A 24,274-nucleotide genomic window follows, 5' to 3' on the forward strand; every position below is an offset into this window, starting at 1 on the left:
CAAACGATGAAAAAGCACACGATCACCGCGCTGTGGGAAGAGATCCCCGACGACGCCGACGACCGCGTCCTGGTCCGCGGCGGATTCCGGGTCTACCTGTGCCTCTGCGGCACGCAGCTGGCGGACCGGGCGGCCGCGGAACTGCACGCGGCGGAGACCAACCAGTGCACCACCTGCCTGGGCTCCACCGTCGAGAACATCCTGCCCAGCTTCTCCCAGCCGTGTACGGCCTGCGCCGGAACCGGCCGGCGCAAGGCGCAGCTCACCTGGGAACTCGCTTACGTGGAGGCCGAGACCGCGATCCCCGTCGAGATCGTCCGCAAGGTGATCGCCGGCTTCACCGAGCCCTTCCGGCTCTCACAGGTGGCCGACACGGTCCGGGACCTCCTCGGCCTTCCGGTCGGCCGGCTGCCCGTGGGCCCGCGCGTCCGTGACATCCTGCGACGGCTCGAAGCGGACGGCGAGCTCGTGCTGGTCTCCGCCCCGGACGAGCTGCTCCGCGGCACCTCCGTCATGCTCTACCGCGACCCCTACTGGCAGCACGCCTCCGACTGAGCGCGGCCGGCGAGATCCTCCCCCAGGACGGGAACCACGATGATCCGCCAGGTAGCCGCAAGCCGACCGTCGACGTCGGTGTCGAAGCGGAGTGCCAGCGGATCGCGCACCGTCTCCTCCGCCTGATCGAGGCGCCGCACCTGCGTATGCGCAGGACGCCTCAATCCCGGCCCCTCAACCTCCAGCGCCCACCAGCCCTCGGACCGCTGGGCCGTGACCCGAAACTCGTTCACTCGCCCTCCCCCTCGTCGTCATCAGAGATCCAGGTGGCCCAGGCTCTCTCGCACCCTGACCACCGCCGAATGGTCGGAGCCGTACAGACGGCTGAGATCGTCGAGCAGATCGGTGAGTGTACGGCTCGCGGATTCGACATCGCCCGTACTTTTCTCCAGTTCGCCGATCTGCCGTCGCAGTTCCAGAGTCCGCGGGTCATCCTCCGGATAGACGTGCAGCTCGTCGGCGAGCAGGTCGTTCATCAGACGGAGCGCCAGACCGCTGTCCCCGATATGTGCGTGGCATGTGGCTTCTTGCATACGGCACTGGAAGACCCGCTCATCATGAGGGTGATATTGCTTCGCTAGATCCACTGCGAGCCAGTGAAAAGCAGGGGCGGCGCGGCGATGATCGCCGGCCTCGAAGAGCACGTTGGCGAGTTGCCCGCGAAGATTAAGCACCTCTGGATCCTCCGCACCGAGGACCCGGCCCGCGGGCTCGGCGACGGCGGCGAGCACCTCGACAGCCTGGCTGTAGCGGGAGTCGCGGGCGAGCGACATCGCCTCACGGCGCGCCCGCTCGATGTCGCCCCTGCTGAAGTCCCCGTCGCCCGAAGACCGGGAGATCACGGATGCGGCATGTGTGGTCACACCATCGGCGACACCGGTGAAGACCCGGCTGACCGCGTGGGCGTACATGCGCCGGGGGCTGGGCCCGCACACAGTGATCCCGGGAAGCTGCCCCACACCTGTCACATAGGGAAGCAACCGGTCATGGACCGTACCGGCATCCGAAGGTCTGTCCTCGATGCGCTTGGCCAGCAACGACAGAATGATCTCGTCCAGCTCGGGTGGCACATCGGACCGAAACTGTCGCACGCGAGGGGGCGCGGTGTGAATCTGTTGCTCGTACACGCTGTACTCGGTGGGCCCTGTGAACAGTCTCCGGCCCGTGAGCAGTTCGTGCAGGACGCACCCGAGGGCATATAGGTCGCTCTGCGGCGCGAGCGACCCGGCGCGGACCTGCTCGGGCGGCATGTATGACGCGGTGCCCAGGATCTGACCGGTCCGGCTGAGCCGGGACAGCTCCGGGTCATGGAGCATGGCCAGGCCGAAGTCGAGCACCTTGAGCGTGCCGTCGGGGCAAAGCGTGATGTTGGAGGGCTTCAGGTCCCGATGGAGGATCGACCGTTCGTGGGCGGCGCTCAGCACCGCGGCGACCTGAGTCCCGATCGCGGCGACCCAGCCGACGGAAAGAGGCCCCTGCTCGTCGATGACGAAGTCGAGCGTCACGCCCTCGACGAACTGCATCACCATGAACGGGCGCCGTCCGCGTCGGGGATCGTCGAACGTCCCCGCGTCGTGGATGGCGGGCGTTCCAGGATGATCCAGTTGCGCCATGATCATCGCCTCGTGGGTGAATCTCCGCTCCAGTTCTGGGTCGGCGACACCGTCAGGGAGCAGGATGAACTTCACGGCGACGCGCCGGTCCAAATGCTTGTCGTAACCTCCCCAGACCTCTCCCATGCCTCCCTTGCCAAGGTGCACCTCGTCCAGTTCGTACCGTTCGAGGATGACCGTACGCTCAACCACCACGCCTCCGGGCGTCACAAAGGGATCAACAGAGAGAAACTACTCGGGTTGGAGAGTTCCATCGAGAAGGCCGTCGAGGCCGAGCCGTACCAGGCTGTCGCTGATCCTTCTGATCTCATGGACGTTCTCTTCAAAAGCGATAAGCCTTCGGAAGACGTCACCGTATATGCGTTGTTCGTCAATGGGCAGGCGCGGAAGCTGAGCCCGCCGAGGATCCATTCGAGCAGAGGACCCGAGGCGCGTGCTGGCCTCCCCCGTCACTCTGAGACATCCTGCGAGGAAGTGTGGATCGAGTCGCTCTGGATCCGCCCGAAATAGCAGAAGTTGAGGACCGAGCGCGGCTCCGGTCTCCTTCGCCACACGGATGACCGGGTCACCGCGAGGAATGAGCGGAGCGACGACGTCTCCGGATTCGATGACGACCAGCCCCGGTTCGTCCTCGGTGTATCCGCTGGGAGAACGGTCGAGCATAAGGTCTTTGGCTGTCAGGACGGGGAGAGAGCCTTCCTCAGTGGCCATTTTGAGCGGCCCCTGATGAACGGTCACCACTCCGGCTCTGGCCAGTTCCCCGACGCTGGTCATCGGCAGCTCCCGCCGCCGCGCCGACGGGGTCAAGGTGGGGATGTCCAGTCGCGCGAGAGCTGCCATCGCATGCTTTCGAGCCTCGATGAACGCCGACGGCTTCGATTGACTCAGGCCGCTAACCCGGTGAGCGGGAGTGAGTGCGACCTCTTCGTCGAGCAGATCGATGATTCGCACGGTACGGCTGGCGTCGGGCAGCTCTGCACCGTCGTTATAGGCGTGCCATGCGGTTTCCGCGAGTTCGAGATCCTCACCCGCGTTGACCATGAGCACGTCGAAGGTAGGCTGATCATCAAGGTCGGGGCGGCGGAGCACCCACAGGTCGGGGGCACCGCTGGACGCGGGTGCGGCCCCGGCGGAAAGCGTCATGACTGCGCGCAGCACGCCGGCCCGGAGCAGGTTGCCTCGGACCCGCCGGCCGGACCGACGGCTGGCTGCGACACCCGGCATCATGATGACGACGAGCCCACCGGGTCGGACGTGAGCGAGACAGTGCTGGAGCCAGGCCAGCTCGGACTCGCCTCGTGGCGGCAGACCGTACTCCCAGCGTGGATCGCTGGTCAGCTCCTCGTAACCCCAGCCCCGATCGTTGAACGGCGGGTTGCACACGACCGCGTCCACCCGCTCCCCCGGGAAGGCGTCGGCCCTCAACGAGTCACCCGACCGGATGACGGCTTCGGTGTCGTGTAACAGCAGCCGGACCGCTGTCAGCCGGGCCGCCGATTCATTGACGTCCTGGCCGAAGGCCCGGGTGGCTTCCGAGGCCAGCAGCAGCGTGCCGATGCCGCATGACGGATCCATGACGGTCCCGCCGGACGTTCCGGCGATCCTGACCATCAGCCTGGCCACCTTCTGCGGAGTGACCAGCAGCCGTCGCGAGTGTGCGTCAACGTAGCGAGCGCAGATCTCCTCGAAGGTCTCAGCGAACCCCTGCTCCGTTCCGACTTCCGCAATGGCACGGATCAGCGCAGGATCAATCTCCAGCTCGTGCGAGAGCTCCCCGGGCAGATCTGTCACCGTTCGGGAGACAGCGGCTGGAAGCTGCTTGAGCATCTGGTCGTCACTGAGGCGAGAGAGCTTCTTCCAGCCCGAGGGGTCTCGCCGTAGGTAAAGAAGAAACGCGCCCGTGTAGCCGACCGCCTCACCGAGGCGAAGATCGTCTCCTACGGTCCGGAGCCACTGCCAGATTCGCTCCAGAGGTGGCACCTCGACATATCTGCCATGTCGGCGCAGCCACTGCTCGACCTGGCCCAGGGAGAACGCCGGGCTGGTGGCTGTGCCACCCACCGGCTGCGGAAAGTCGTCGAAACGCTTGCGCCAGTTACTCACCGCCGCCCGGCCCACGTCCGCGAGCCGCGCGACGTCGGCGGCATTGACCGTGACATCGTCTCGCATCATCGTCCTTCCGCCGGGAGCCACAGGTCGGGGCCGAGACGGCGCAGGCGCTCACGGCAGTCCTCGTAGTCGGGCATCGTCCGCTCGACCAGCCGCCAGAACTCCGCGCTGTGATCATGACGCAGCAGATGGGCCAGCTCGTGGACCAGGACGTAGTCGACCAGCGTAGGCGGCAGCTGCATCGTCGCCCAGTGAATGTTGACCGCCCCCGAGGGGGAGCACGACCCCCAGCGATACCCCAGCGGCAAGACTCGCAGACCGACCACGTCGACTCCCATGCGTGAGGCCCACGGCTTGATCCGCCGTTTCAGCCAGGCCTCACCGACCCGGCTGTACCACCGGACCAGCTCGCGGGCCCCGCCGTCCCTGCTGAGCTCCAGACGCCCGCGGACGAGCCGGACCTCGGATGGAGGGTCGACGATCCGCAGCCGATAGGACCTGCCGAGATAGGAGAACCCCTCACCGGAGACATATTGCCTGTCCGGTCGGGACTCCCCCAGCTCACGCCGCTCGGCGAGCTTGCCGTACAGCCAGGACCGCTTCGCCTCGACCACCTTGACCAGCTCATCACGGGACACCTGAGGCGGGACGACCGCGCTGACCGAGGCATCCCGTTCGACGGTGAGCCGCACGCTTCTGCGGCGCGGGCTCACCGACACATTGACGTCAAGATCGCAGACGTGCAGGACACCAGGAAAATCACTCACGGTCATCAGCATGCCAGGCTCAGTTCCTGGGGATGTACTGCCGGTTGCTCTTGACCACGTCGAAGAGCTGAGCGGCGAGTTTGGGGAGCTGGCTGAACTCGCCGACCCTCGCATCGTCCAGGACGCGGAAGATGCGTCGGAGAAAGTCCTCCTGATCCACCTGCTTGCCCGCGCTCCAGAAGTCAGTGCGGTGAATGGTCTCGGCCGCGACCCGGTGCAGGGTTCTGGCGACGTCGGCGAGGTGCTCGCTCTGGGCGTCGTCGGCGGAGGTGGCGGTCTCGGTGAGGATCACTCCGTACAGCGCGCTCTCCACCTTGCTGAGCCCGAATGGGTTCTCCGGCTGCTCATCCTTCACCTGGGTCAGAAGGTCGCGCAGTGCGATGACCTGCTGCTCCCAGTCGGTGGCGAGCTGCTCCAGGATCTCCTCCAGCCGCTCACTCAGCTGCTGGTAACGGGCCGGGTCTTCGGCCAGGTGGATGCTGATGTGGTACCGGATGGCATGTTCCATCTCCGATGCCTTGGCACGGGGTCCGGGCAGCGCCTCCACCTTCTCCGCGAAGTCGGGGGCGGTGAGTGCGATCGGCGGGAGCTTCTGCTCGATGCCGAGCGACGTGATGTGCTCGTCGATCAGCGCGCGGATCTTCTCACCGTACGCGGCGGGGTCGAACTCGCCGCCATCGTCGCGATAGCGCCGCGTCGCCGTCATCTTGATCACCGTGAACCGCTTGGCGTCCGCGAGGTACGGCTTGGCCGCCGGATCCGGCAGGACGGCGTTCACAGTCTTGAGGAAGCGCGTGAGCGCGACGTTGAATCTGTCGCGCAGCTCGGGATCCGCCAGCAGCTGCACGCAGTCCTCGATGTCCTCCAGGTTGCTGAACATCAGGCGCAGCCGGTCCCGCTGCGGCTCCAGTTTGGCGATCTCGGCCCGAGGGTCTTTCATCGCGTTCTCGACGTCTTGCGTGTCGTCGGTGTCGAAGTCGTCGCGGGCGTAGATCCGCAGCGCTTCGAGCAGGTTCTTGGCCACGCCGCGGTAGTCGACCACGTAGCCGAAGTCCTTGCCGTCGGAGGTCCGGTTGACCCGGGCGACGGCCTGCAGCAGCTCGGCCTCCTGCAGGTTCCGGTCCAGATACATGACCTGCTCGATCGGCGCGTCGAACCCGGTCAGCAGCATCGACTTCACGATGACGAACCCGATGTCGGACTCGTCGTACGAGGTGGTGAAGCCTTCGATCCGCTTGGCCTGCTTCTCCGGCTCGGTCCACTCCCTGTAGCGGCTCTCGTCATGGGCGTCTCCGGCGGAGATGATCGGGACGAAGTCCATGCGCTTGAGCAGGTCGAGGTGGCGGGCGGCGTTCACCAGGTAGGCCTGGCGCGGCTTGAGCTCGTCGGACGGGGTCTGGAGGATCTTCTCGGGCAGCCGTTCGATCTCCCGGACCAGCTCGTCCCTGGCGGCGATGAGCGCCTCGCGATAGCGGACGGTCGCCTCCCGGTCGGCGGCGACGACCTGTGCCTTGAAGCCCTCGGGCAGGATCTTGCCGACGTAGTGCCGCAGCATGTGCTTGGCCTTGGCCGCGATGAGCTGCTCGGCCACCGACACCTGGCCCTTGGTGGCGTAGCGCCGCTGAAGCTGCTCCCGCTCTTCCTCCGTCAGCTCGTCCAGGTCCTCCTCGAAGACCTCGTCGAGATCCCGGCCGTCGCGGACCGCGCCCTTGACCGTGTGACCCTCGTAGAGGATCGGCACGATCACACCGTCCTCCTCCGCCTCCTTGAGGCGGTATTTGTCGATGAAGCTGCCGAAGAGCTCCTCGCTGGTCTTCCGCAGGCCCTTCTTGGTCATGATGGGCGTGCCGGTGAAGCCGATCCTGGCCGCGTTGGGCAGCGCCTCCCGGAGATTGGCGCCGAGCGCGGCGGTGTGCGAACGGTGCGCCTCGTCGATCAGCACAATGATCGACTCGTCGGCGTTCACCTCACCCAGCGCCACTCCCGCGGCCAGCCCCTCGCTGCCCCCGCCACCGTCCTGGTTCTTCTGGATCATCACGAAGACCACGCCGGGCCCGTGCTTGGCGAGAATCGTCCTGGCCCGCGCCGCGCTCTTGGCGATGTCCACCTTCTCATTGCTGAGGTTCATGGTCTCGCTGAGCTGTCCCTGGAGCTGGGTGCGGTCGGTGACCACGACGACCTTGATGTTCTTCAGGTCGCCGGTGGAGCGGAGCTTACGGACCAGGAAGGTCATCGTGAGGCTCTTGCCGGAGCCCTGGGTGTGCCAGATGATCCCGCCGCGCCTGTCGTGCACGCCGTCATGAGCCCGGGTCTTGCCGGTCCGCAGCCGCTTGATCGTCCTGTCCACCGCCCTGAACTGCTGGTATCTCGGGGCGGCCTTGATGGTCTTTCCCTGGTCGGTGGTCATGAACGTCACGTAGTTGTGGACGATGTCGAGCAGCCTGCCGGGGTTGAGCACGGCCGCCGCCAGGATCTCCTGCCGGCTGAGCTGGGCGGGGGTCTTGCCGCGCTCCATGGCGAGCTGCTCCCTGGTCAGCGGGTACGGGTCACGCCAGGGCACGTAATGCTCGAACCTGGCGGTGACAGTGCCGAGCTTGGCCTCCTCGCCGCTGCTCACGATCGTGAGCTGCACAGTGTGAAAGAGCTTCTGGTTGCCGGTACGGCTGTCGCTGGGCCGCTGTTCGGCGTAGTCGAGGATTTGGTTGACGGCCTTTTCCAGGTTGCTGGTCCTGGGCTCCTTGCACTCCACAACGACGAGCGGGATGCCGTTCACGAACAGCACCATGTCGGGGATGATCGGCTTGCCCTGGGTGCCGGGGATGTCCAGCCGAAACTGGTTGACGACCGTGAACTCGTTGTTCTGCGGCGTCTTCCAGTCGATGAAGTGGACCGGCCGCCCCTTGCCGCCCTCCCAGCCCTGCACGCCGTCCACGACCGTGCCCTTGATCAGTAGATCGGTGGCCTTCTGGTTGGCTTCGAGGAGGCTGCTAGAGGGGATGCGGGTGAGCGCGTTGACCGCGCTGCCGATCCGGGCGTCGTCCAGCCAGGGCTTGCCGTCGGAGTCGAGATTGATCTTGTAGATGGCGTCTCGGAGCCGGTCCTCGAGGATCGTCTCGTCGAAGGTGGTCCGCCCGGAGGCGAAGGGGTTCATCGGGATGACCGCGCCGTGCACGGCGCCTTCGAGATGCTTCCAGCCCATCGCCGTGAACTGCTCAATGAGGGGGCGCTCCACCAGGGTGTATTCCAGACTGGACATCAGACTCGCGCTCCCGTTGTCATCTCATCGCTTATTGACGTGTCCCCCGAAAAATCGCCCCCGGCCAGGGGTGGGTTGTGGCCTGCCCCATGCCGGTCTTACAGGTCTTCCAGTACGGTTTCCGCCTGCGAAACGCGCACGCGTCCCGTCAACAGGTCCTCCATGAGGCCCTGCTTGAGCAAAGCCAACTTCTTGCCGCGCTCCTGCTCGATTTGGATGCCCCTGTGTCCCGTCTCTCTGGTTTTGACGATGCGGTCCTGTTCTGGAATCTCAGGAACACGAACTAACAACTGCTTGACCGTGGCACCGCTGATCTTGACCATGCTCTCGGACGTGCCCTGTGACATGGCCTGGATCTGTCGTCGCACTTCGGGACTCTGAAGAACGATCTCCAGGAACTCTGTCCGACAGTTAGATGTGGGCGTGAGCCTCATCATCAGATCGGGGTAAATGCAGGGTGTCCCTATGTCACGATAACGACCTACCAGGCCAACAAGGTCACGAGTGTTGGCGCGACTCATCAACAGGTCGCCATCCCCGAGAAAAGCCGCAGAATTTCTAGAATCGCGACTGGGAACGTTCTTGAGCTGACGAGGCGCGAATCCACTGGAGGTCAGACACCCTAGCCCCAAGGCGAGCAAACCAGTCCAGTCGTCCACCTCCTTTGGAGAAAATCCATTGCGAGGTGATAGAGCAAGAAAAATGCCCAGAGACGCTTCCTTGGCCGCGACATTATCCAGCTGATAATCCGTGATCGCCGCCTGCTTGGCCCACAGTTTATCGACGATCTGAGCGCTTATCGCCAGTTGGGTGTCGAGGGTGTCGAGGATCTCCGCGATCCGCCGCTGGTCAGTTAGAGGTGGGAGAAAGATCTGCGTGTTCAAGTAGTCCGCGTAGCGGAGGTTGATGATTCCTGTGGTTTGCTGCTGGAAGCGCCAAATCTCCGGCCGTCCGTGCAACCAATGAAGCCGCCAGGCGAGAAATGATGGATCCGCCACTCGACGGTCAACTCGAAGAGTTCGGAAAAAGTTCGAGCTTGCGTAAGCCCCATCGCCTTCTTGGCGGAAGAGCGCAACCCTTCCAACGGGTTTACCTGGCCCGCCACCCGATGCCTCAAGAAGAAGATCTCCGTCCTGGAGGCGTCTATCAGCCAGTTCCCGGGAGGAGAATCTGCGAAGAGCACCTGTAGATATATCTACATGCCCATCATTATCGAGGTTGATAGAACGCAGGACGGAAACATTTGATCCACGTCCGGGTACGGGCTCTTCGCCCCACGCTCCAGGGAAATGCCGCGTTAAGAGATCATGGATTCTCTTCTGTTCCCACTCACTCATAACCGAGCTCTTTCAAGTAGGACCCAAGACGGGTGACAGCGATTTCTCGTTGGGATTCAAGTTCTCGAAGGGTAACGGCGTACTTGTCCACCCAGGTACGGAAAGCACCTTCCAGCACTCGGCGGCCGATGACCGTACGAGAGCCCAGACGAATGGCGAGGGCGGTATGGAAGACGTCGAGGACGAGGCCGAGGCGGGTGTCGTCGGTGAGGGCGTTGGCGGCTTCGAAGAGGCGGGGGATGAAGGCGGCCTCAAGGTCCCCGGCCGTACGGCGGGCGGCGGTCACGTCGGACTTGAGCTGCTTCAGCTCGGCGGCGCTGAGCTGGGTCTCCGGTTCATCCGCCTCTTCGTCTTCCTCACTGGGCTTGGCGGTCGCCACCTTGTACTGGGCGTTCAGCTCCGCATAGCGAGCTTCAGCCTCCTCCAGTTCGGCCAGATACTCCGGGATCAGCGCCGGGACGACCCGGTGGTCACGGGCCTTGCGCTTCTCGGCAGCGATCTTCTGCTTGTCCCAGTACTCCGCCTCTTCCTCATCCAGCGCGAACGCGCTCTCGATGGTGGTGAGCCAGCCCTCGACGACACCTTCGAAACCGTTCAGAGCAAGCGCCTTGATGTCGTACTGAGTCTCACCCCACCAGGCGGCCACGGTCCCCGCCAGTTCAAACCGGTCCAACAGCCCGAAAGGCTTCAGCTCCGCGACGAACGACTCCAGCAGCTCGGCCCGGATCTCCATGACCTTCCGGCTCTCGGGCAGCTCGGCCAGGCGCTTGCTATGCCGAGACCACCAGTCGGAGAACGCCTCGCGAAGCCGTGCCTCGGCGGGCTCAGCCAGCGACGGCAGCCGCTCCGCCGTACGCTGCCAGCCCTCGGGCAGGAAGTCGTAGTAATCGGCGTCCCGCTCGGCGAACAGCGTCGCCGGGTCGATGCCGAAGGTGGCGAACAGGTGGGCCTTATCGCGGACCTCAGCCCTGGGGACGCCGCCGTGCAGGTGGGCGCGGACGTCCTGAGGCTCGGGCGGCGGGGTGTTGTCGACGTAGCGGCGGATGTTGAGGTTGAAGTCGTTCTCCTTCAACTCCTTGATGTCTACAACCCGGGCGAAGCCGGGGATGTCGCGGTATTCCTCGAAGGTGGCGACGATCTTCTCGGCGTGCTGGGCGTCCAGGTAGTTCTGCGCGCGGCCCGAGGTGTACTCGCGGTCTGCGTTGATAAACAGCACCTTGCCGCGCCGCTCCTCGGGGCGCTGGGCCGTACCGCGCAGGACCAGGACACAGGCGGGGATACCGGTGCCGTAAAAGAGGTTCGGAGCGAGACCGATGACCGCCTCCAGGCGGTCAGCCTTGATGATGCCCTCGCGGATATCCTTCTCCTTGCCGCCGCGGAAGAGCACGCCGTGCGGCAGGACCGTCGCGCCGATGCCGTCGGGCATGAGCACGGCAAGCACGTGCTGGGCGAACATCAGGTCCGCCTTCTTACCGGTATCGGGCGCGAAGCCGTACTTGAACCGCTCGGGATGTTCGATGCCGTCCCGGACATAGTTCTGTGAGAACGGTGGGTTGGTGAGTACCCGGTGGAAGCGGGTCAGCTCGCCGCCCTGCGTGTGCAGCGGGTTGGCGAGAGTGTCGTCGTTGTGCAGGTCGGCGTTGAGCACGCCGTGGAGGATCATGTTCATCTTGGAGATGGCCCAGGTGCCGCCGTTGTACTCCTGCCCACAGAGGGTGAGGTCACGGAAGTCCTGGCCGTGCTCCTCGACGTACTCCTTGGCATGGATGAGCATGCCGCCCGAGCCGGCGCACGGGTCGTAGACGCGCATGTTCGGGCCGGGCTTCACCAAGCGGACCATCATGCGGACGACGCCACGCGGGGTGTAGAACTCTCCACCCTTCTTGCCCGCCGAGTCGGCGAACTCGCCGATCAGATACTCATAGGCGGCACCGAGCAGATCGGGAAACTCGAAGTCGGCGTTACGCAGCCGGTAGCGGCCGAAGTGGTCAACGAGCTGCTGGAGCCGCTTGTCCGGGATCGTGGACTGACCGACCTTCTTGGTGAAGTCGATGTGCTCCAGAACGCCTTCGAGCGCTTTGGAGTTGGCCAACTCCAGCTCGCTGAGCGCCTTGTTGAGCAGGCTGCCGACACCCTTTCCCCGAGAGGCGTCCCTGATGTGCGGCCACCGGGCCCCTTCCGGGACGAAGAAACTACTGCTCTCGTAGAACATCGGGTTGTCCGCGGCCTGCTCGGCCTCTTCTCTGCTCCGGCCGCCGAGCTCCAATTTCTCGATCAGCTCGCTCTGGATCACCCCGAACTGATCCGAGCAGCGCTTCAGGAAGAGCATCCCGAAGATGTATTCCTTGAACTCCGAGGCGTCCATCTTGCCGCGGAGGATGTCCGCCGCTCCGAGTAGATGCCGCTCCAACTGCGGCAACGTCAGCTTCGCCACGTGGCGCCCTTCTCCTTGACCGTTTGGGCAGGGTCGCCCCGTCGTATACGGGACCGGGGAGCGCCCAAATCAGCATAATCGGAGCATACATCGATTATCTCGTGAATGTAGTTCACACGATGTTTAATGCCACATTGATATTTATAATCCTGTTTATGGCTTCACATGATGGTTTGCTCTAGTATCTGACGAAAGCCGAACGAATGCCTGGGTCGCCCCATGGGCCGACCACACCTCACGCACCGACGCCTGATCAGCGATCTCCAGCGGCCCTATTGCTGGCGTGTATCGACAGCCGCATCAGATCAGGCGGCTTGTATATCCCGTCTGAACCAGGCGCTCATAGGTGGACCGGACGTCAGCGGGAAACGGCTGCTCGATGGCAAAGCCACGCTTCAAGATCGGCCGCACAGACTGCCACTCCGAGATCATGACTGCCCAGGCCGACCCCGACATCGGCAGGCTGTGCGGCATGGCGCATGCCGTGGTAGTCCAGATGCCTTGAGGCCCTGGCCTTGTATGTTGACGAGTCAAAAACGCAGAACGCTAACCATTCAACTGTTCGATTGTGACGACGGCACGGACAAGGGCCGTGGTGTCGGAGAGATCGGAGAGCACGTGGTGTGCGCCCGCTTCGGCAAGCTCTTCCGGCGAGCTTTTCCCGGTCGCGACTCCGATCACGAGGGCTCCGCCGTCGAGGGCCGCGCGGACATCGCTCGGCGTGTCGCCGATCAGAACGGTGGTGCTCACGTCGAAGTCGAAGTGATGCCGCTCGTTCGCACGGGCGCGGGCGATGGGCACCAGCTTCGTGCGTAGCTCCTCGTCGTCACCGTATGCACCGCTGTCGAAGTCAATGTGCCGATGAAGGTCGAAGATCTGTAGTTTCGCGAGCGCCGACGGTCGAGTGTTGCCGGTGAGAACGGACTGGACGACGTCACCGTGTTCAGCCAGTGCTCTGAGGGCTTGCGGTGCGCCGGACAGTGCGCGACCTCTGCGCCGCATGTCCTCCGCGCGCTCCCAGTACCCGCGCGCCTGGGCCTGGGCGAATCTGTCGAAGTAGTCACCCGGATCTTCCAGGTCGTGAAGCTCAAGGGTCTCTCGAAAGATCACACGCTCTGTTCTTCCTGTGACCTCGGCCATCTGCGTCATCGGGCAGCCGGTCACCGTCTCGAAGGCGGTACGGAAGACCTCGCTTCCCACCCCACCCGAGGTGATCAACGTATGGTCGATGTCCCACAACACCAATCGGACAGCGGACATGGTTCGCCTCTCCTGCTGTTTCTTCGGCCTGCACGTTTCATACTGCTTCAGAGAGCCGTCCAGAGGTGAAGGGGAGAACGCGCGTGTCTGAGATCCCCGTGGGCGAGCGGGTGCAGTTCTACCGCAAGGCCCAGAAGAAGAAACAGGCCGTGGTCGCGGGTCTTGCGGGGATCACGGAGGACTACCTGTCGCAGATCGAGCGGGGCCTGAAGACACCGGCGATGCCACTCCTGCATCGACTCGCCCGCGTGCTGAATGTGCCCGTCTCCACGCTGCTCGGTGAGCCGGCGTTCGAGGAAGAGGGCGCGATCCACCCTGTTGGAAGAACCTTGCAGCGGGTTCTCACCTCCTACGCCCCCATCCCGTCCGATCAGCCCTTGCCTGAACTGGCCGAGCTTCGTGAACGAGTGAGCGCCATCTGGAGCCTGTGGCAGACATCTCCCACCCGGTTCACCGACGCAGCTCCTCTGGTGCCCGACCTTCTGCGTGACGTGCAGTTCGTAACGCGCGTACTCCGGCCCACGGGCGACGCGGCAATGCGCCGCGACGCTTACCGGATCTCGGCGGACCTGTACTTCTTCCTACGGACCTTCACCAAGCGAATCGGACGCCCCGACCTGTCGTTGCTGGTCGCCGACCGAGGGATGGTCGCGGCCGAGGAAACCGACGACCCGCTGCGCGTCGCCGTGGCCAAATGGAATCTCGGACAGATCCTGTTGTCGCAGGGCGAAGCGGAAGGTGCGGAAGAAGTCGCACTCCACGCCATCGAAGCACTTCACAACGACCTGCCTTCGGACTCACATGCACGTATTGCCGTGGAAGGCGCGCTGTGGCTGGTGGCAACGATCGCGGCAGTCCGAAGAGGAGATTTCTGGACGGCTCGTGATCGGCTGCGGGAGCGTGCTCTACCTGCTACACGACAGTCAGGTGGCCACAACGTGTTATGGACCGTGTTCGGCGTACCGAATGTCGGTCTTCATGCGGTCAGCATCGAGGTGGAGGCGGGCGAGACAGCCGAAGCGCTGCGCCTGGCGGACGACGTTGTTGTCTCTCATCTTCCATCGCTGGAACGACGTACAACTTTCGCCCTGGAAGTGGCGCGTTGCTATGACCAGCGCCGCGACGATGCGGCCGTTTTTATTCACCTCCTTACGGCCGAGGCCAGCGGGCCGGAGGATCTGAAGTACAACATCCTTGCCCGCGACCTGATCCGTGGACTGCTAAAACGGGCTCGTCCCACCTACTCGCCGCAGATACAGGCCATGGCCCAACGGGTTGGCCTACTGGCCCGGTAACCCGAACTGACAGCTCACCCGAGCTGAGAGTTCGGGTCGTTCTCTTCGTTGTCGACGACGGGTGAAAACTGACCCCGTGGCGACGGCCGAAAATTGACCCCCCTTGTAGTCACTCTGGAGGGTGATCAAGGTGGAGGACTGGGCGGAGATCCGCCGGTTGCATCGAGCCGAGACGATGCCGATCAAGGCGATCGCTCGGCATATGGGCATCTCGAAGAACACCGTGAAACGGGCGCTGGCGGCCGATGCACCGCCAGCATATGAGCGGGTGGGCAAGGGATCGATCGTGGACGCGGCCGAACCGCGGATCCGGGCGCTGCTGGCGGAGTTTCCGACCATGCCCGCGACGGTGATCGCCGAGCGGATCGGCTGGGAGCGCTCGCTCACGGTCCTCAAAGACCGGATCCGTGTGCTGCGGCCGCAGTTCCAGCCGGTCGATCCGGCGTCGCGGACCACCTATCACGCGGGCGAGCTGGCCCAATGTGATCTGTGGTTTCCGCCGGTGAAGGTGCCGGTGGGGGCTGGGCATCTGGCCAGCCCGCCGGTGCTGGTCATCGTCAGCGGATACTCGCGGTGGATGATGGCCCGGATGCTGCCTTCGCGCACCGCGGGGGATCTGTTTTCCGGGCACTGGGCTTTGTTGTCGGAGCTGGGCGCGGTGCCCAAGACGCTGGTGTGGGACAACGAGTCCGCGATCGGCCAGTGGCGGGGCGGCAAACCGCAGCTCACCGCGGACGCCCATGCTTTTCGCGGAGCGCTGGGGGTGCGCATCGCGCAGTGCCGTCCGGGAGATCCCGAGGCCAAGGGGCTGGTCGAGCGGGCCAACGGCTATCTGGAGACCTCGTTTCTGCCCGGCCGCGATTTTGCTTCGCCGCAGGACTTCAACGCCCAGCTGGCCGCCTGGCTGCCCCGGGCCAACAGCCGCCATCACCGGCGTATCCAGTGCCGTCCGCTGGATCGGCTGCACGCCGATCTGGCGGCGATGGTGGCGTTGCCGCCGATCGCGCCGGCCGTGGGCTGGCGCACCTCAACTCGGCTGGCGCGTGATCACTATGTGCGGATCGCCTCGTGTGACTACTCGGTCCATCCCTCGGTGATCGGCCGTCTGGTGGAGGTGGTCGCCTCCTTGGAGGAGGTCACGGTGACCTGCGGCGGGCAGTTGGTGGCCCGCCACCGGCGGTGCTGGGCGCCGCACCAGACCATCACCGATGCGCTGCATGCGCAGGTGGCCGCCGCGATGCGCCGCACCGGCCTGCGCACGACCCCTGCCCCGGCCACAGCCGGGGCCCCCGCTGAGGTTGAGGTCGAGCAGCGTCGGTTGAGTGACTACGACGCGTTGCTCGGCATCGAGGGAGTGGCGTGATGACCGCGACCGGCACGAACACCACCACCACGACCAGCGGCCGCAACGTCGCGGCCGAGCTGGCCTATCTGACCCGGGTGCTCAAGGCCCCATCCCTGGCGGCCTCCATCGATCGGCTGGCCGAGCGGGCCAGGGCCGAGTCCTGGACGCATGAGGAGTTCTTGGCCGCCTGCCTGCAACGCGAGGTCGCCGCCCGGGAATCACACGGCGGCGAGGCCCGGATCCGCTTCGCCCGCTTTCCGGCCCGCAAGGCGTTGGAGGACTTCGACTACGACCACCAGCGCTCTCTCAAGCGTGAGGTCATCGCGCATCTGGGCGCGCTGGACTTCGTCACCGCCAAGGACAACGTGGTCTTCCTCGGCCCGCCCGGCACCGGCAAGACCCATCTGTCCATCGGGTTGGGGATCCGGGCGTGTCAGGCCGGTCACCGGGTCGCTTTCGCCACCGCCGCCCAGTGGGTGGCCCGGCTGGCCGATGCCCATGCCGCCGGCATGCTGCAGGGCGAGCTCATCAAGTTGTCTCGGATCCCGGTGCTGATCGTGGACGAGGTCGGCTACATCCCCTTCGAACCGGAGGCGGCCAATCTGTTCTTCCAGTTGGTCTCCAGTCGCTATGAGCGGGCCAGTTTGATCGTCACCAGCAACAAACCTTTCGGACGCTGGGGCGAGGTGTTCGGCGACGATGTTGTGGCCGCCGCCATGATCGACCGGCTGGTCCACCACGCCGAAGTCATCAGTTTGAAGGGAGACAGCTACCGCCTCAAAAACCGTGACCTTGGCCGCGTGCCCGCGGCCAATCCCAGCAACGACCAGTAACGATCAAATACGCGAGAGGGGTCAATTTTCAGACGACGATAGGGGGTCAGGATTCAGACGTCGTTGACATTCGTCCGCGCCTAGCGTCGATACCCCGACGTGAGGCGATGAGGAGGACTTCCCGTGACAGGGACGCGGAACAACCAGGGCGTGTCTCATCCGCAGAGACACGACTGGGACGCGAGGCGTCGGCATGCCGTCTACGCCTCACAGCAAGCGGCCGAACCCGATCGCATCGCGCAACGGATCGCCTTCCACCACGCCCGCCTGTGCAAGCAGTCTCCGCCGTCGAAGCCGATCACCGGGAGCCCTCTGTGACCTTGGCAGAGCTGAAGGCCCACTACGGGCGCACCTGGACGATCTCCGAGGGGATCGGGGACGGCTGGTATGCCGTGCGGCGCGCTGCCATGTCGGCATACGGACGTGAGCATGGCCTGTCCGATGTGCGGTGCGGGCCGACCTTGATGGAGCTGGCCCGCAACCTGGAAGCCGAGACCCGGCTTGAAAACCGGTCCTGGCTGCGAGTGTCGTTGCGGCAGGTGTCCTGACCCATAGACGGGCGTGGCGGCGGCTCTGGGAGGGGTGGCGCCGTCACGCCTGGCCAGGAGTCGGCTGGACAGCTCCTGGCTCATTTTCTCGCCGGATGCCGTCGTTCGGCGGGAGCTGTTGACCGTAACAAGCGAACAGCCTGGAGGACGAGATGCCCACCATGCACACATTCATCGTGAGTCCGTTTCTCGGCGAGTACCTGGTGCTTCGCCCTGGCAGTCCGGGAGGCCTGAAGATCTCCGAGGGTAAGTACCGAGAACTCACCAAAGCCATGTCGTCGCCGGCGTGGTTCACCGACGCCGTCTTCACGTCCTGGGCCTACGACATCTCCGGGAGCCCGCTCACCGAAACGGTCCTCATCAGGCCCGAGTCTCCTTACGGATACGTTCGGGCGACGTACGAACTCAACCTGGGCTGCAACTACGACTGCGAGCACTGCTACCTCGGGCTGAAAAAGTTCGAGGGGCTGGCGTGGTCCGACCGGGAGAAGCTGCTCCACATCCTGCGTGACGCCGGGGTGTTGTGGCTCCAGCTCACCGGTGGCGAACCGATGATCGACAAGCTGTTCCCCGAGGTGTACGGCCTGGCCTACAAACTCGGCATGATGCTGACCATCCTGTCCAACGGCTCTCGCCTGGCCAGCCCGAAGATCCTGGACCTGCTCACTACTCATCGGCCGCACGACATCACGCTCAGCATGTACGGCGCGACCGAAGCGAGCTACGACGGGCTGACCCGCCGCCGAGGGGCCTACCGGCTGTTCATCAAGGGGGTGGCAGCGGCGCGTGAGGCCGGTCTTCCGCTGAAGCTCAGCCTGATCGTGACCAACACGAACAAGGACGAGCTGGAACAGATGCAGGCGATGGCCGAGGGGTGGGGGATTCCGCACGACGCCTTCATGAACATGTCGCCGACGATCTACGGTGGCCCCGAAACCCTCCCCTCGCAGTCGATCGAGCACCTGCGCAAGCGCAAGCCGTTCACCGGCTGCCACGCCGGTCACACCTTCTTCCATGTCGATCCGCACGGCATGGCGAGCATTTGCAAGATCGGCCGTGACCCGCAGATCCCGCTGATGGATGAGGGCGTTGAAGGGCTGACCCGGCTCGGCGCCATCGCTGACTCCCTGATGCTGCGCCAGGGCGGATGCACCGGCTGCACCCTGAGCGGCTCGTGCGGGACCTGCATGCCGCTCGTCACCCTCTACCGCAAGGCGAAGTCGCCCCTGCGGAACTACTGCCAGCACCAAGAAAGAGAGGAGGTGAAAGCCGAGTGACCGCCATTTTCGTAGAGGTCGGAACAAGACCCGCCGACAGACCGGAGATCGAGTTCATCGCGGACCTGAACACGCTCGTTGACTCCAACAAGTGTTCCTGCTCTGCCGGTGACGATCAGCCCTACTAGAAAAGTACCGAGGTGAGGGCCGCCCTACGATGGCCGTGGGGCGGCCCTTTCGACGTGAGGAACGGAGAGTTATGGCGGTTGCGCGCATCCACTGGGACGACCTTCCGAACGAGACCAGGGCTGCCATCGAGAAGCACACCGGTTCAGTGTGGTCATCACAAACGGTCTCGGAAGGGCTCAACTCCGCGATCGCGGCGCTGCTGGACACCTCATCGGGAAAGGTGTTCGTCAAAGGGCTGCACCGGGACTATCCCCGCAGGTGGACCCAGGACATGGAAGCGATGATCAACCCGCACGTCCACGGCCTGTCCCCTCGCCTGCTGTGGCGCATAGACGGCGAGTGGGATGTCCTGGGGTTCGAGGCCGTTGACGGCTGCCACGCTGACTTCCAGTCTGGATCGCCGGATCTTGCCCCGCTTGTCGACACCGTGATGACCCTGGGAAACCTCCCCTGCCCGGATCTGCCGGTGACGGTTGCCGAGCATCGCTGGCGAACATACGTGGCCGCCCCGGAGGAGTTGGAGTGGCTCAGGGGCGATCGGCTCCTACACACCGACTACAACCCGCTCAACGTCCTGATCACGGATGGCAGAGCCCTGCTCATCGACTGGGCATGGCCTACCCGAGGAGCCGGATGGATCGACCCGGCGTGCCTCGTCCTGCGCCTGATAGCGGGGGGTCACACCGCAGAGGAGGCGGAAAGAGTCGTCGTGCAGACGCCCGCGTGGTCGAGCGCACCCGAGAGGGGCGTCGAGGTCTTCGCCTGGGCGAACGTCCGGCTGTGGGATGAGATCGCGGGCAACGATCCGGCTCCATGGGTTGAGCGGATGGCGTGTGCCGCGCATGAGTGGCTGGAGTACCGGGTCTAAACGCCACCTATGGGACCGTACGGAGGCTGATGGATCGGGCATGTTCCGAGACAAGCAGAAACGTACGGTCGCGGTGTGTTACCAAGGGGTGGGTCGGTCTCCTTCTGTAGGCCGACCCACCTCATCATGGCTTGTCCGGAAACCATCAAGCCGGCGTGAGCAGGAAGACCGAGACGACGAACACCATCAACGAACAGCAGATGTGACCAGCGATCGGACCATGCCATAACGCCCGGAAGGGCTTGATCGGCAACCCTGTCACCTGGACAACAAAAACGGCCCCGAGCCGGTGTTAGAGCACCGACCCAGGGCCTTGATCAATCACCCTGACAACACCAGGAGAAAGATCCATGCTCGACTCTACCGGCGCGCCCGCGCCCGTATCAAACATCTCCTCCGACCAGGCAACCGGCACGCGCCCGCGGTCCGTTCCCTCGGTTTCGGAGGGTGGACGGAGCATCCGGCGCGCGGAACGCCCCGCCGACCGGTTCACCCAGATCTCGAATCAGTGGGTCCGCGACAGGCGGCTGTCGTGGAAGGCACGCGGCGTCCTCACCTGGCTGACCTCCCACGCGGCCGGCTTCAGGGTGTCGGAGAAGACCATCATCTGCGCCGCCCCCGACGGCCGTGACGCGATCCGGGCCGCCATCAGGGAGCTGGAGGCGTACGGCTACCTCCTGCGCGAGCGCGAGCGTGGCCGCGACGGCACGCTCGGCGGCGTCGACTACATCCTCTGCGACCCATGGTCACCACAGCTCGAAACCATCGCATCCGCTCCGGGCAAGGGAGTCGTCCCGGCCTCGCCCGCGCCGGAAAATCCGCCGCTGGCCACGACCAGCGGACACACCGGGAAATCCCAGGTCACCACCTACGACGGAAAAACCAACGGTGGAAAATCCACCCCTATAAGAAGAACAGACAAGCAAGAAGACCAGCACCCCAAGAAGATCAGAAAAACCCCTCTCCTTCTCGCCGTAGGCGAGCGTGCGGACCGTACCGCGCCCGTTCTCGCCATAGGCAAGCGTGCGGGCCGCACCGCGCCAGGCGCCGTCACGACGCCTCCGGCGAATCCGCAAGAGCTGACTCGGATGGCCGGCGACATGCTCGCCAGGCTCCCCGAGCACTACCGCTCCGCGCCAGCCTGGCTACGCTCCCGGTTGCTGAAGAGAATCTCCGAGGCCCTGGTCCACCACGCTCCCCTGGCCCTCGCCGTCTACTGCGCCAAGTTCGCCGCCGACCCGGCGTTCGGAGACTACGAACACCTCCGCCGCTTCGACGACATACTCCGAAAACTGACCGCCGACATCACCGACGGCACCGCCTGCCCCGGCTGCGGACGCGACCCCCGGCATCCGTTCTGCGCCGTCGACGTCGAAGGCGGCTATCGATGAAACGGCGGGCATCGCGCTTGGCGAACTCTGGCCTCCTGATGGCCATGGGTCTCCAGGTCAGCTTTGAATCTTCCGCCCTATATACGCGATGACCGCCGTACCGTTTTCGCGACAGAGCCGGAAATGCAGGCGGCCGACGTTCGGCGTCATTCGGGCATGCAGGTCGAACACCCTGGTGATCCCATCCAGGTCGGTGAACCCGCACAGGCGCCTCCGAGTTTCGGACTCAGGTGTGACCTTGGTGTGCCAGGCCGGTTCGGGGGATTTCTGGGTGTTCCATGCGTTCAGAGAGGCGTCCAGCCCCAGCAGTAGATCTTTGACCGGGGCCAGCCAGTAATGATGGAGTGTCCTGAGGTCTTCTTCGACCCGATGGAGAAACCGCAGGTGAGGGAAGAAGTCGGCGCGAGAGTCCCAGAGAGCTTGACCGGTCCTGACGTCGGCCAGCCCCGTCGCCTTCGCCCACTCCTCGTGAACGGTCAGGTGTTCGAGCGCGGAAGCATGTCTGACCTCCACTTCTTCCTCATGGAGATGGAGGACCCCGTCGTCGCTCTCCTCCAGGGCGCTCCGCTTCGGGGTAATCCACTCGCGGTTCCAGCGCTCTTCGAGCGGGAGGCTGACGGCGAGGCCGTCGATCAGGTGAGCGGTCCCGATCCCGTCAGTACGGCTCTCAGCGAACCGGTATTCGACCTCGCCTTCGATACCGGAATGCACCGAGCTGAATGGGGCTTTGTTCTGCATGAGACGGAGGAACTGCCATCGGTCTCGATTTCGCGGATTTCCCATCCATTGGGATATCGAATATCCAGCGGCAAGATCCAGCGTGGTGAGCGGCGACGCAGAGATCAAAGAGACGTCCTGCCGCCAACGTCGGCATTGCCGGAGCAAATCGACGAAAGCACCCATCGCCTCGTCAATTTTACGTTCGTCGGAATTCGAGGCACAGGACAGCTCGTTGAGACAGAGGAAAACGGGCACGGGGGGTCTTTCTCCTCATAAACGGTCAACCCAGAAGTTGGTCGAGCGAGTGCTCCCACTCATCGAAGAACCCGGAAGGCCAGTCTGAGATCATGCCGTCCGGTCCCAGCATCGGATTAAGAACCTCTATCCCGTCGCGCTGACGCTGAAAATAGAGCAGTTTCACCGCGGAGTCCGCAAGTGTTCCACGCTTCACTGCCAGCCGTAGGCCGTTCAGGACGTGATCACTGTGACTTTCCACGATGAGCTGCGCTCCGGCGGCCACCGCGGCTGCGGCAAGTGTCGCCATCACCGTCTGCCCTCGGGGGTGCAGATGAGCCTCCGGGTTCTCCAGGAGAATTAAGCTGCCCGGCACAGCCGACAGACAGGCCAGCACGATGGGCAGAACATAGGAAAGGCCAAAACCGACATTGGTGGGCCGATGAGAGAGTGCCGTGGGCAGGCCGGCGACGCCGATGCGATAGCCGAGCCTTACCAGGTCAGTGCCCTCGATGGTGGCGGCCTGCAAGTTCACGCCGGGGCAGATCTCCTGCATCCAAGCGTCTGTCTGATCGAGCAGCGAAGCGGACCGAGCCTCGGGATGGTGCAGCCGTGGCGAGGCCAGCCGTTCGTCCTGGCGATGCCGGAGGAAGTTGACCGCGTGCTCCCCTCTGCAGCCGAGGAACCCTCGTCGGACCGCTATCTCATGTGATCGGGGATAGCTGACGGCGGGGGCCAGCCGGTCCGCCTTGAGATACTGGAAATTGGGGCCGAACAGACCTGCCGGACGGTGAGTGGTGCCCGAATCAAGGTGCAGGAGGTCGTTCTCCTGACCGTAGGCGGCGGTCCACGTCTGGATGACACCGTCCTCGACAACCGAAAGGACGATCTGCGGACCTTCCCCGCCGGTGTCGATGTGGTTCTCATGAAGCACGTCGCGGCCCGTGCCGAGCTCCACCAGCTCACCGTTGAGGAGAAAACCCGAGCCGGCGCTCCCGTCGAGCAACCCGGCCACCTGGGATTGACGGAGCAGCGCGAGAGACTGCAGGACCGTGCTCTTACCCGCCGAGTTCAGTCCGGAGAGCAGGGTGAACGCGCCCAGGGGAATGGCAGCGCTTGCGAAGGCTTTGAAGTTGACGATGTCAAGCCGGTCGAGCATTCACCACTCCATCAAAGAGATCTTTCACCGAACTAAAACGCCGACGCACCTTACTGATGTCTCCAGTCCCTTGGGATATGGACCGTTCAAACTCGGGATCGTCGGTAAGAAGGTTGACAAGACCATCCTGAACCATGTCACACCGATCCATCAGCGTACCCAGATCTCTGATGCCCTGCCTGGCGAGATTCACCGCAACAGCTTCGAATAGAGCTTTATTGATGGGAAACTTTCGATCATTTCCCCGATAGCGCTTACGGAAGGCATAATGACCAAAAACGGCGTATGCGGCTTTCATTGACCGGGCAAAATGATCACGAATATCCTCTATTTCAGCTATTGTCATCTTATTGACGCTTCGCATAGCCTCACGGAGGAAATGATCGAAGTCCGCGTGAGAATAAGTGTCCAGAGACACCAGCCAGAACGCGATGAAACGGAGAACCATCTCTCGATCTGCCATCCGTTCCGGATTGACGCTTTCATCTGTCGCCCGGAGGAAGAAGACGGACTCGGCGAGCTCGCCGAGGATGGATCTGGCAGGTCCCGGAATGAGGGCGTGCCGAAGCTCCTGGCGGGAGAGCGGCAGACCACCTGTGTTGATCCTCGCGAAGATGTTGAACTTCACGGCCTCCGGGGTGCCCCGACGGATCAGGTGCACCACCAGCTCGGTCTCTCGCAACCGCAGCTGCAGACGTCCTGGGAGATCATCGAAGGTGCATCCGTTGTAGTCCAGGTATTCCAGCCCTTGGAGGGTCAACCGCTCCCGCCCGATGCTGTTCGGATCCATGAAGCGGCCGATCGTGGTGAGCCGTTGAATCCCGTCCACGATGGTCCAGACATCGCCCTCGTCCTCGGACGCATAGAGGGTGGGCAGCGGGATTCTCAGCAGCAGAGACTCGATCAGACGGCTCTGATGCTTCTGGTTCCAGATGTCGGCCCGGCGCTGGAAGTCCGGCGCCAGGTCGATCATCTTGGTCCTGATCCGCGACAGCACCAAGTCCACGGTGGGAGTCCTTGTGACCACATCGATCCGCTCTGGGTCGAAAGGTTCGTCGATCGCCTCGATGATTTCCAGCTCGACGCCTGTGCTCGCGCCGACGGAGTCATACTCGAACAGGACGTCGTCAGGTGCGGGACGCAT

20 protein-coding genes are annotated in these 24,274 nt (G+C 64.1%); 9 read left to right on the forward strand and 11 right to left on the reverse strand.

All coding sequences use genetic code 11. The features are described from left to right. Positions 1 to 6 precede the first annotated feature (6 nt). Positions 7 to 555 (forward strand): hypothetical protein, encoded by a 549-nt coding sequence (locus J2853_RS17040; RefSeq protein ID WP_307559069.1) that lies wholly within the window; start codon positions 7 to 9, stop codon positions 553 to 555. Here the strand turns inward: J2853_RS17040 and J2853_RS17045 are convergent. The 8 genes from J2853_RS17045 to J2853_RS17080 all read right to left on the reverse strand — a co-directional run bounded on the left by J2853_RS17045 (position 531) and on the right by J2853_RS17080 (position 13,313). Further along, a complete protein-coding gene (locus J2853_RS17045) occupies positions 531 to 788 on the reverse strand; it encodes a hypothetical protein (protein WP_307559071.1) in 258 nt (85 codons plus the stop codon). The two genes, J2853_RS17040 and J2853_RS17045, sit on opposite strands and share 25 nt — an antisense overlap. A gap of 21 nt (positions 789 to 809) precedes the next feature. Next, a complete protein-coding gene (locus tag J2853_RS17050; RefSeq protein ID WP_307559073.1) occupies positions 810 to 2,360 on the reverse strand; it encodes a serine/threonine-protein kinase in 1,551 nt (516 codons plus the stop codon). Positions 2,361 to 2,399: 39 nt separating this feature from the next. Then, positions 2,400 to 4,340 (reverse strand): HsdM family class I SAM-dependent methyltransferase, encoded by a 1,941-nt coding sequence (locus J2853_RS17055; RefSeq protein ID WP_307559075.1) that lies wholly within the window; start codon positions 4,338 to 4,340, stop codon positions 2,400 to 2,402. After that, positions 4,337 to 5,044, reverse strand: a complete 708-nt coding sequence (locus tag J2853_RS17060) for a M48 family metallopeptidase (RefSeq protein WP_307559077.1) — start codon at positions 5,042 to 5,044, stop codon at positions 4,337 to 4,339. The genes J2853_RS17055 and J2853_RS17060 overlap by 4 nt, the downstream gene beginning before the upstream one ends. A 19-nt stretch (positions 5,045 to 5,063) precedes the next feature. Next, entirely contained in the window at positions 5,064 to 8,300 is a 3,237-nt protein-coding gene (locus tag J2853_RS17065) for a type I restriction endonuclease subunit R (RefSeq protein ID WP_307559079.1), read from the reverse strand. Between the two features lie 98 nt (positions 8,301 to 8,398). Next, positions 8,399 to 9,637, reverse strand: a complete 1,239-nt coding sequence (locus J2853_RS17070; protein WP_307559081.1) for a restriction endonuclease subunit S — start codon at positions 9,635 to 9,637, stop codon at positions 8,399 to 8,401. Continuing rightward, on the reverse strand, positions 9,630 to 12,071 hold the full coding sequence (locus J2853_RS17075) for a type I restriction-modification system subunit M (RefSeq protein WP_307559083.1): 2,442 nt from the start codon (positions 12,069 to 12,071) through the stop codon (positions 9,630 to 9,632). Before J2853_RS17075 ends, J2853_RS17070 begins: the two co-directional genes overlap by 8 nt. Before the next feature lie 546 nt (positions 12,072 to 12,617). Then, positions 12,618 to 13,313, reverse strand: a complete 696-nt coding sequence (locus J2853_RS17080; RefSeq protein WP_307568702.1) for an HAD family hydrolase — start codon at positions 13,311 to 13,313, stop codon at positions 12,618 to 12,620. Positions 13,314 to 13,414: 101 nt separating this feature from the next. Between J2853_RS17080 and J2853_RS17085 the strand changes: the two genes are divergently transcribed. The 8 genes from J2853_RS17085 to J2853_RS17120 all read left to right on the forward strand — a co-directional run bounded on the left by J2853_RS17085 (position 13,415) and on the right by J2853_RS17120 (position 21,017). Next, positions 13,415 to 14,626 carry a helix-turn-helix domain-containing protein gene (locus J2853_RS17085; RefSeq protein WP_307559085.1) on the forward strand — a complete coding sequence of 404 codons (1,212 nt, stop codon included), beginning with the start codon at positions 13,415 to 13,417 and terminating at the stop codon, positions 14,624 to 14,626. 121 nt (positions 14,627 to 14,747) lie between these two features. Further along, on the forward strand, positions 14,748 to 15,989 hold the full coding sequence (gene istA / locus J2853_RS17090; protein ID WP_307553885.1) for an IS21 family transposase: 1,242 nt from the start codon (positions 14,748 to 14,750) through the stop codon (positions 15,987 to 15,989). Beyond that, entirely contained in the window at positions 15,989 to 16,804 is an 816-nt protein-coding gene (istB, locus tag J2853_RS17095) for an IS21-like element helper ATPase IstB (RefSeq protein ID WP_307553883.1), read from the forward strand. Before istA ends, istB begins: the two co-directional genes overlap by 1 nt. A gap of 123 nt (positions 16,805 to 16,927) precedes the next feature. Further along, on the forward strand, positions 16,928 to 17,122 hold the full coding sequence (locus J2853_RS17100) for a hypothetical protein (protein WP_307559087.1): 195 nt from the start codon (positions 16,928 to 16,930) through the stop codon (positions 17,120 to 17,122). After that, positions 17,119 to 17,352 carry a hypothetical protein gene (locus J2853_RS17105; RefSeq protein WP_307559089.1) on the forward strand — a complete coding sequence of 78 codons (234 nt, stop codon included), beginning with the start codon at positions 17,119 to 17,121 and terminating at the stop codon, positions 17,350 to 17,352. The genes J2853_RS17100 and J2853_RS17105 overlap by 4 nt, the downstream gene beginning before the upstream one ends. Positions 17,353 to 17,513: 161 nt before the next feature. Continuing rightward, on the forward strand, positions 17,514 to 18,629 hold the full coding sequence (locus J2853_RS17110; protein WP_307559091.1) for a radical SAM protein: 1,116 nt from the start codon (positions 17,514 to 17,516) through the stop codon (positions 18,627 to 18,629). A 199-nt stretch (positions 18,630 to 18,828) separates the two neighbouring features. Continuing rightward, positions 18,829 to 19,626, forward strand: a complete 798-nt coding sequence (locus J2853_RS17115) for a hypothetical protein (protein ID WP_307559093.1) — start codon at positions 18,829 to 18,831, stop codon at positions 19,624 to 19,626. A gap of 350 nt (positions 19,627 to 19,976) precedes the next feature. Next, positions 19,977 to 21,017: a helix-turn-helix domain-containing protein gene (locus J2853_RS17120; RefSeq protein ID WP_307559095.1), complete on the forward strand. Its 1,041-nt coding sequence runs from the start codon at positions 19,977 to 19,979 to the stop codon at positions 21,015 to 21,017. Between the two features lie 57 nt (positions 21,018 to 21,074). On the opposite strand, the gene J2853_RS17125 is transcribed toward J2853_RS17120, so the two are convergent. Genes J2853_RS17125 through J2853_RS17135 form a run of 3 tightly spaced genes read right to left on the reverse strand, consistent with a single transcriptional unit; the run spans position 21,075 to position 24,274 of the window. Next, the gene (locus J2853_RS17125; RefSeq protein ID WP_307559097.1) at positions 21,075 to 21,992 is read right to left on the reverse strand and encodes a hypothetical protein; all 918 of its coding nucleotides are present in this window, start codon (positions 21,990 to 21,992) and stop codon (positions 21,075 to 21,077) included. 25 nt (positions 21,993 to 22,017) lie between these two features. Beyond that, the gene (locus J2853_RS17130; protein WP_307559098.1) at positions 22,018 to 23,130 is read right to left on the reverse strand and encodes an AAA family ATPase; all 1,113 of its coding nucleotides are present in this window, start codon (positions 23,128 to 23,130) and stop codon (positions 22,018 to 22,020) included. Continuing rightward, positions 23,114 to 24,274: a DUF262 domain-containing protein gene (locus J2853_RS17135; RefSeq protein WP_307559100.1), complete on the reverse strand. Its 1,161-nt coding sequence runs from the start codon at positions 24,272 to 24,274 to the stop codon at positions 23,114 to 23,116. Before J2853_RS17135 ends, J2853_RS17130 begins: the two co-directional genes overlap by 17 nt.

The sequence above is a fragment of the Streptosporangium lutulentum genome (assembly GCF_030811455.1).
GTDB classification, from domain to species: Bacteria; Actinomycetota; Actinomycetes; order Streptosporangiales; family Streptosporangiaceae; genus Streptosporangium; species Streptosporangium lutulentum.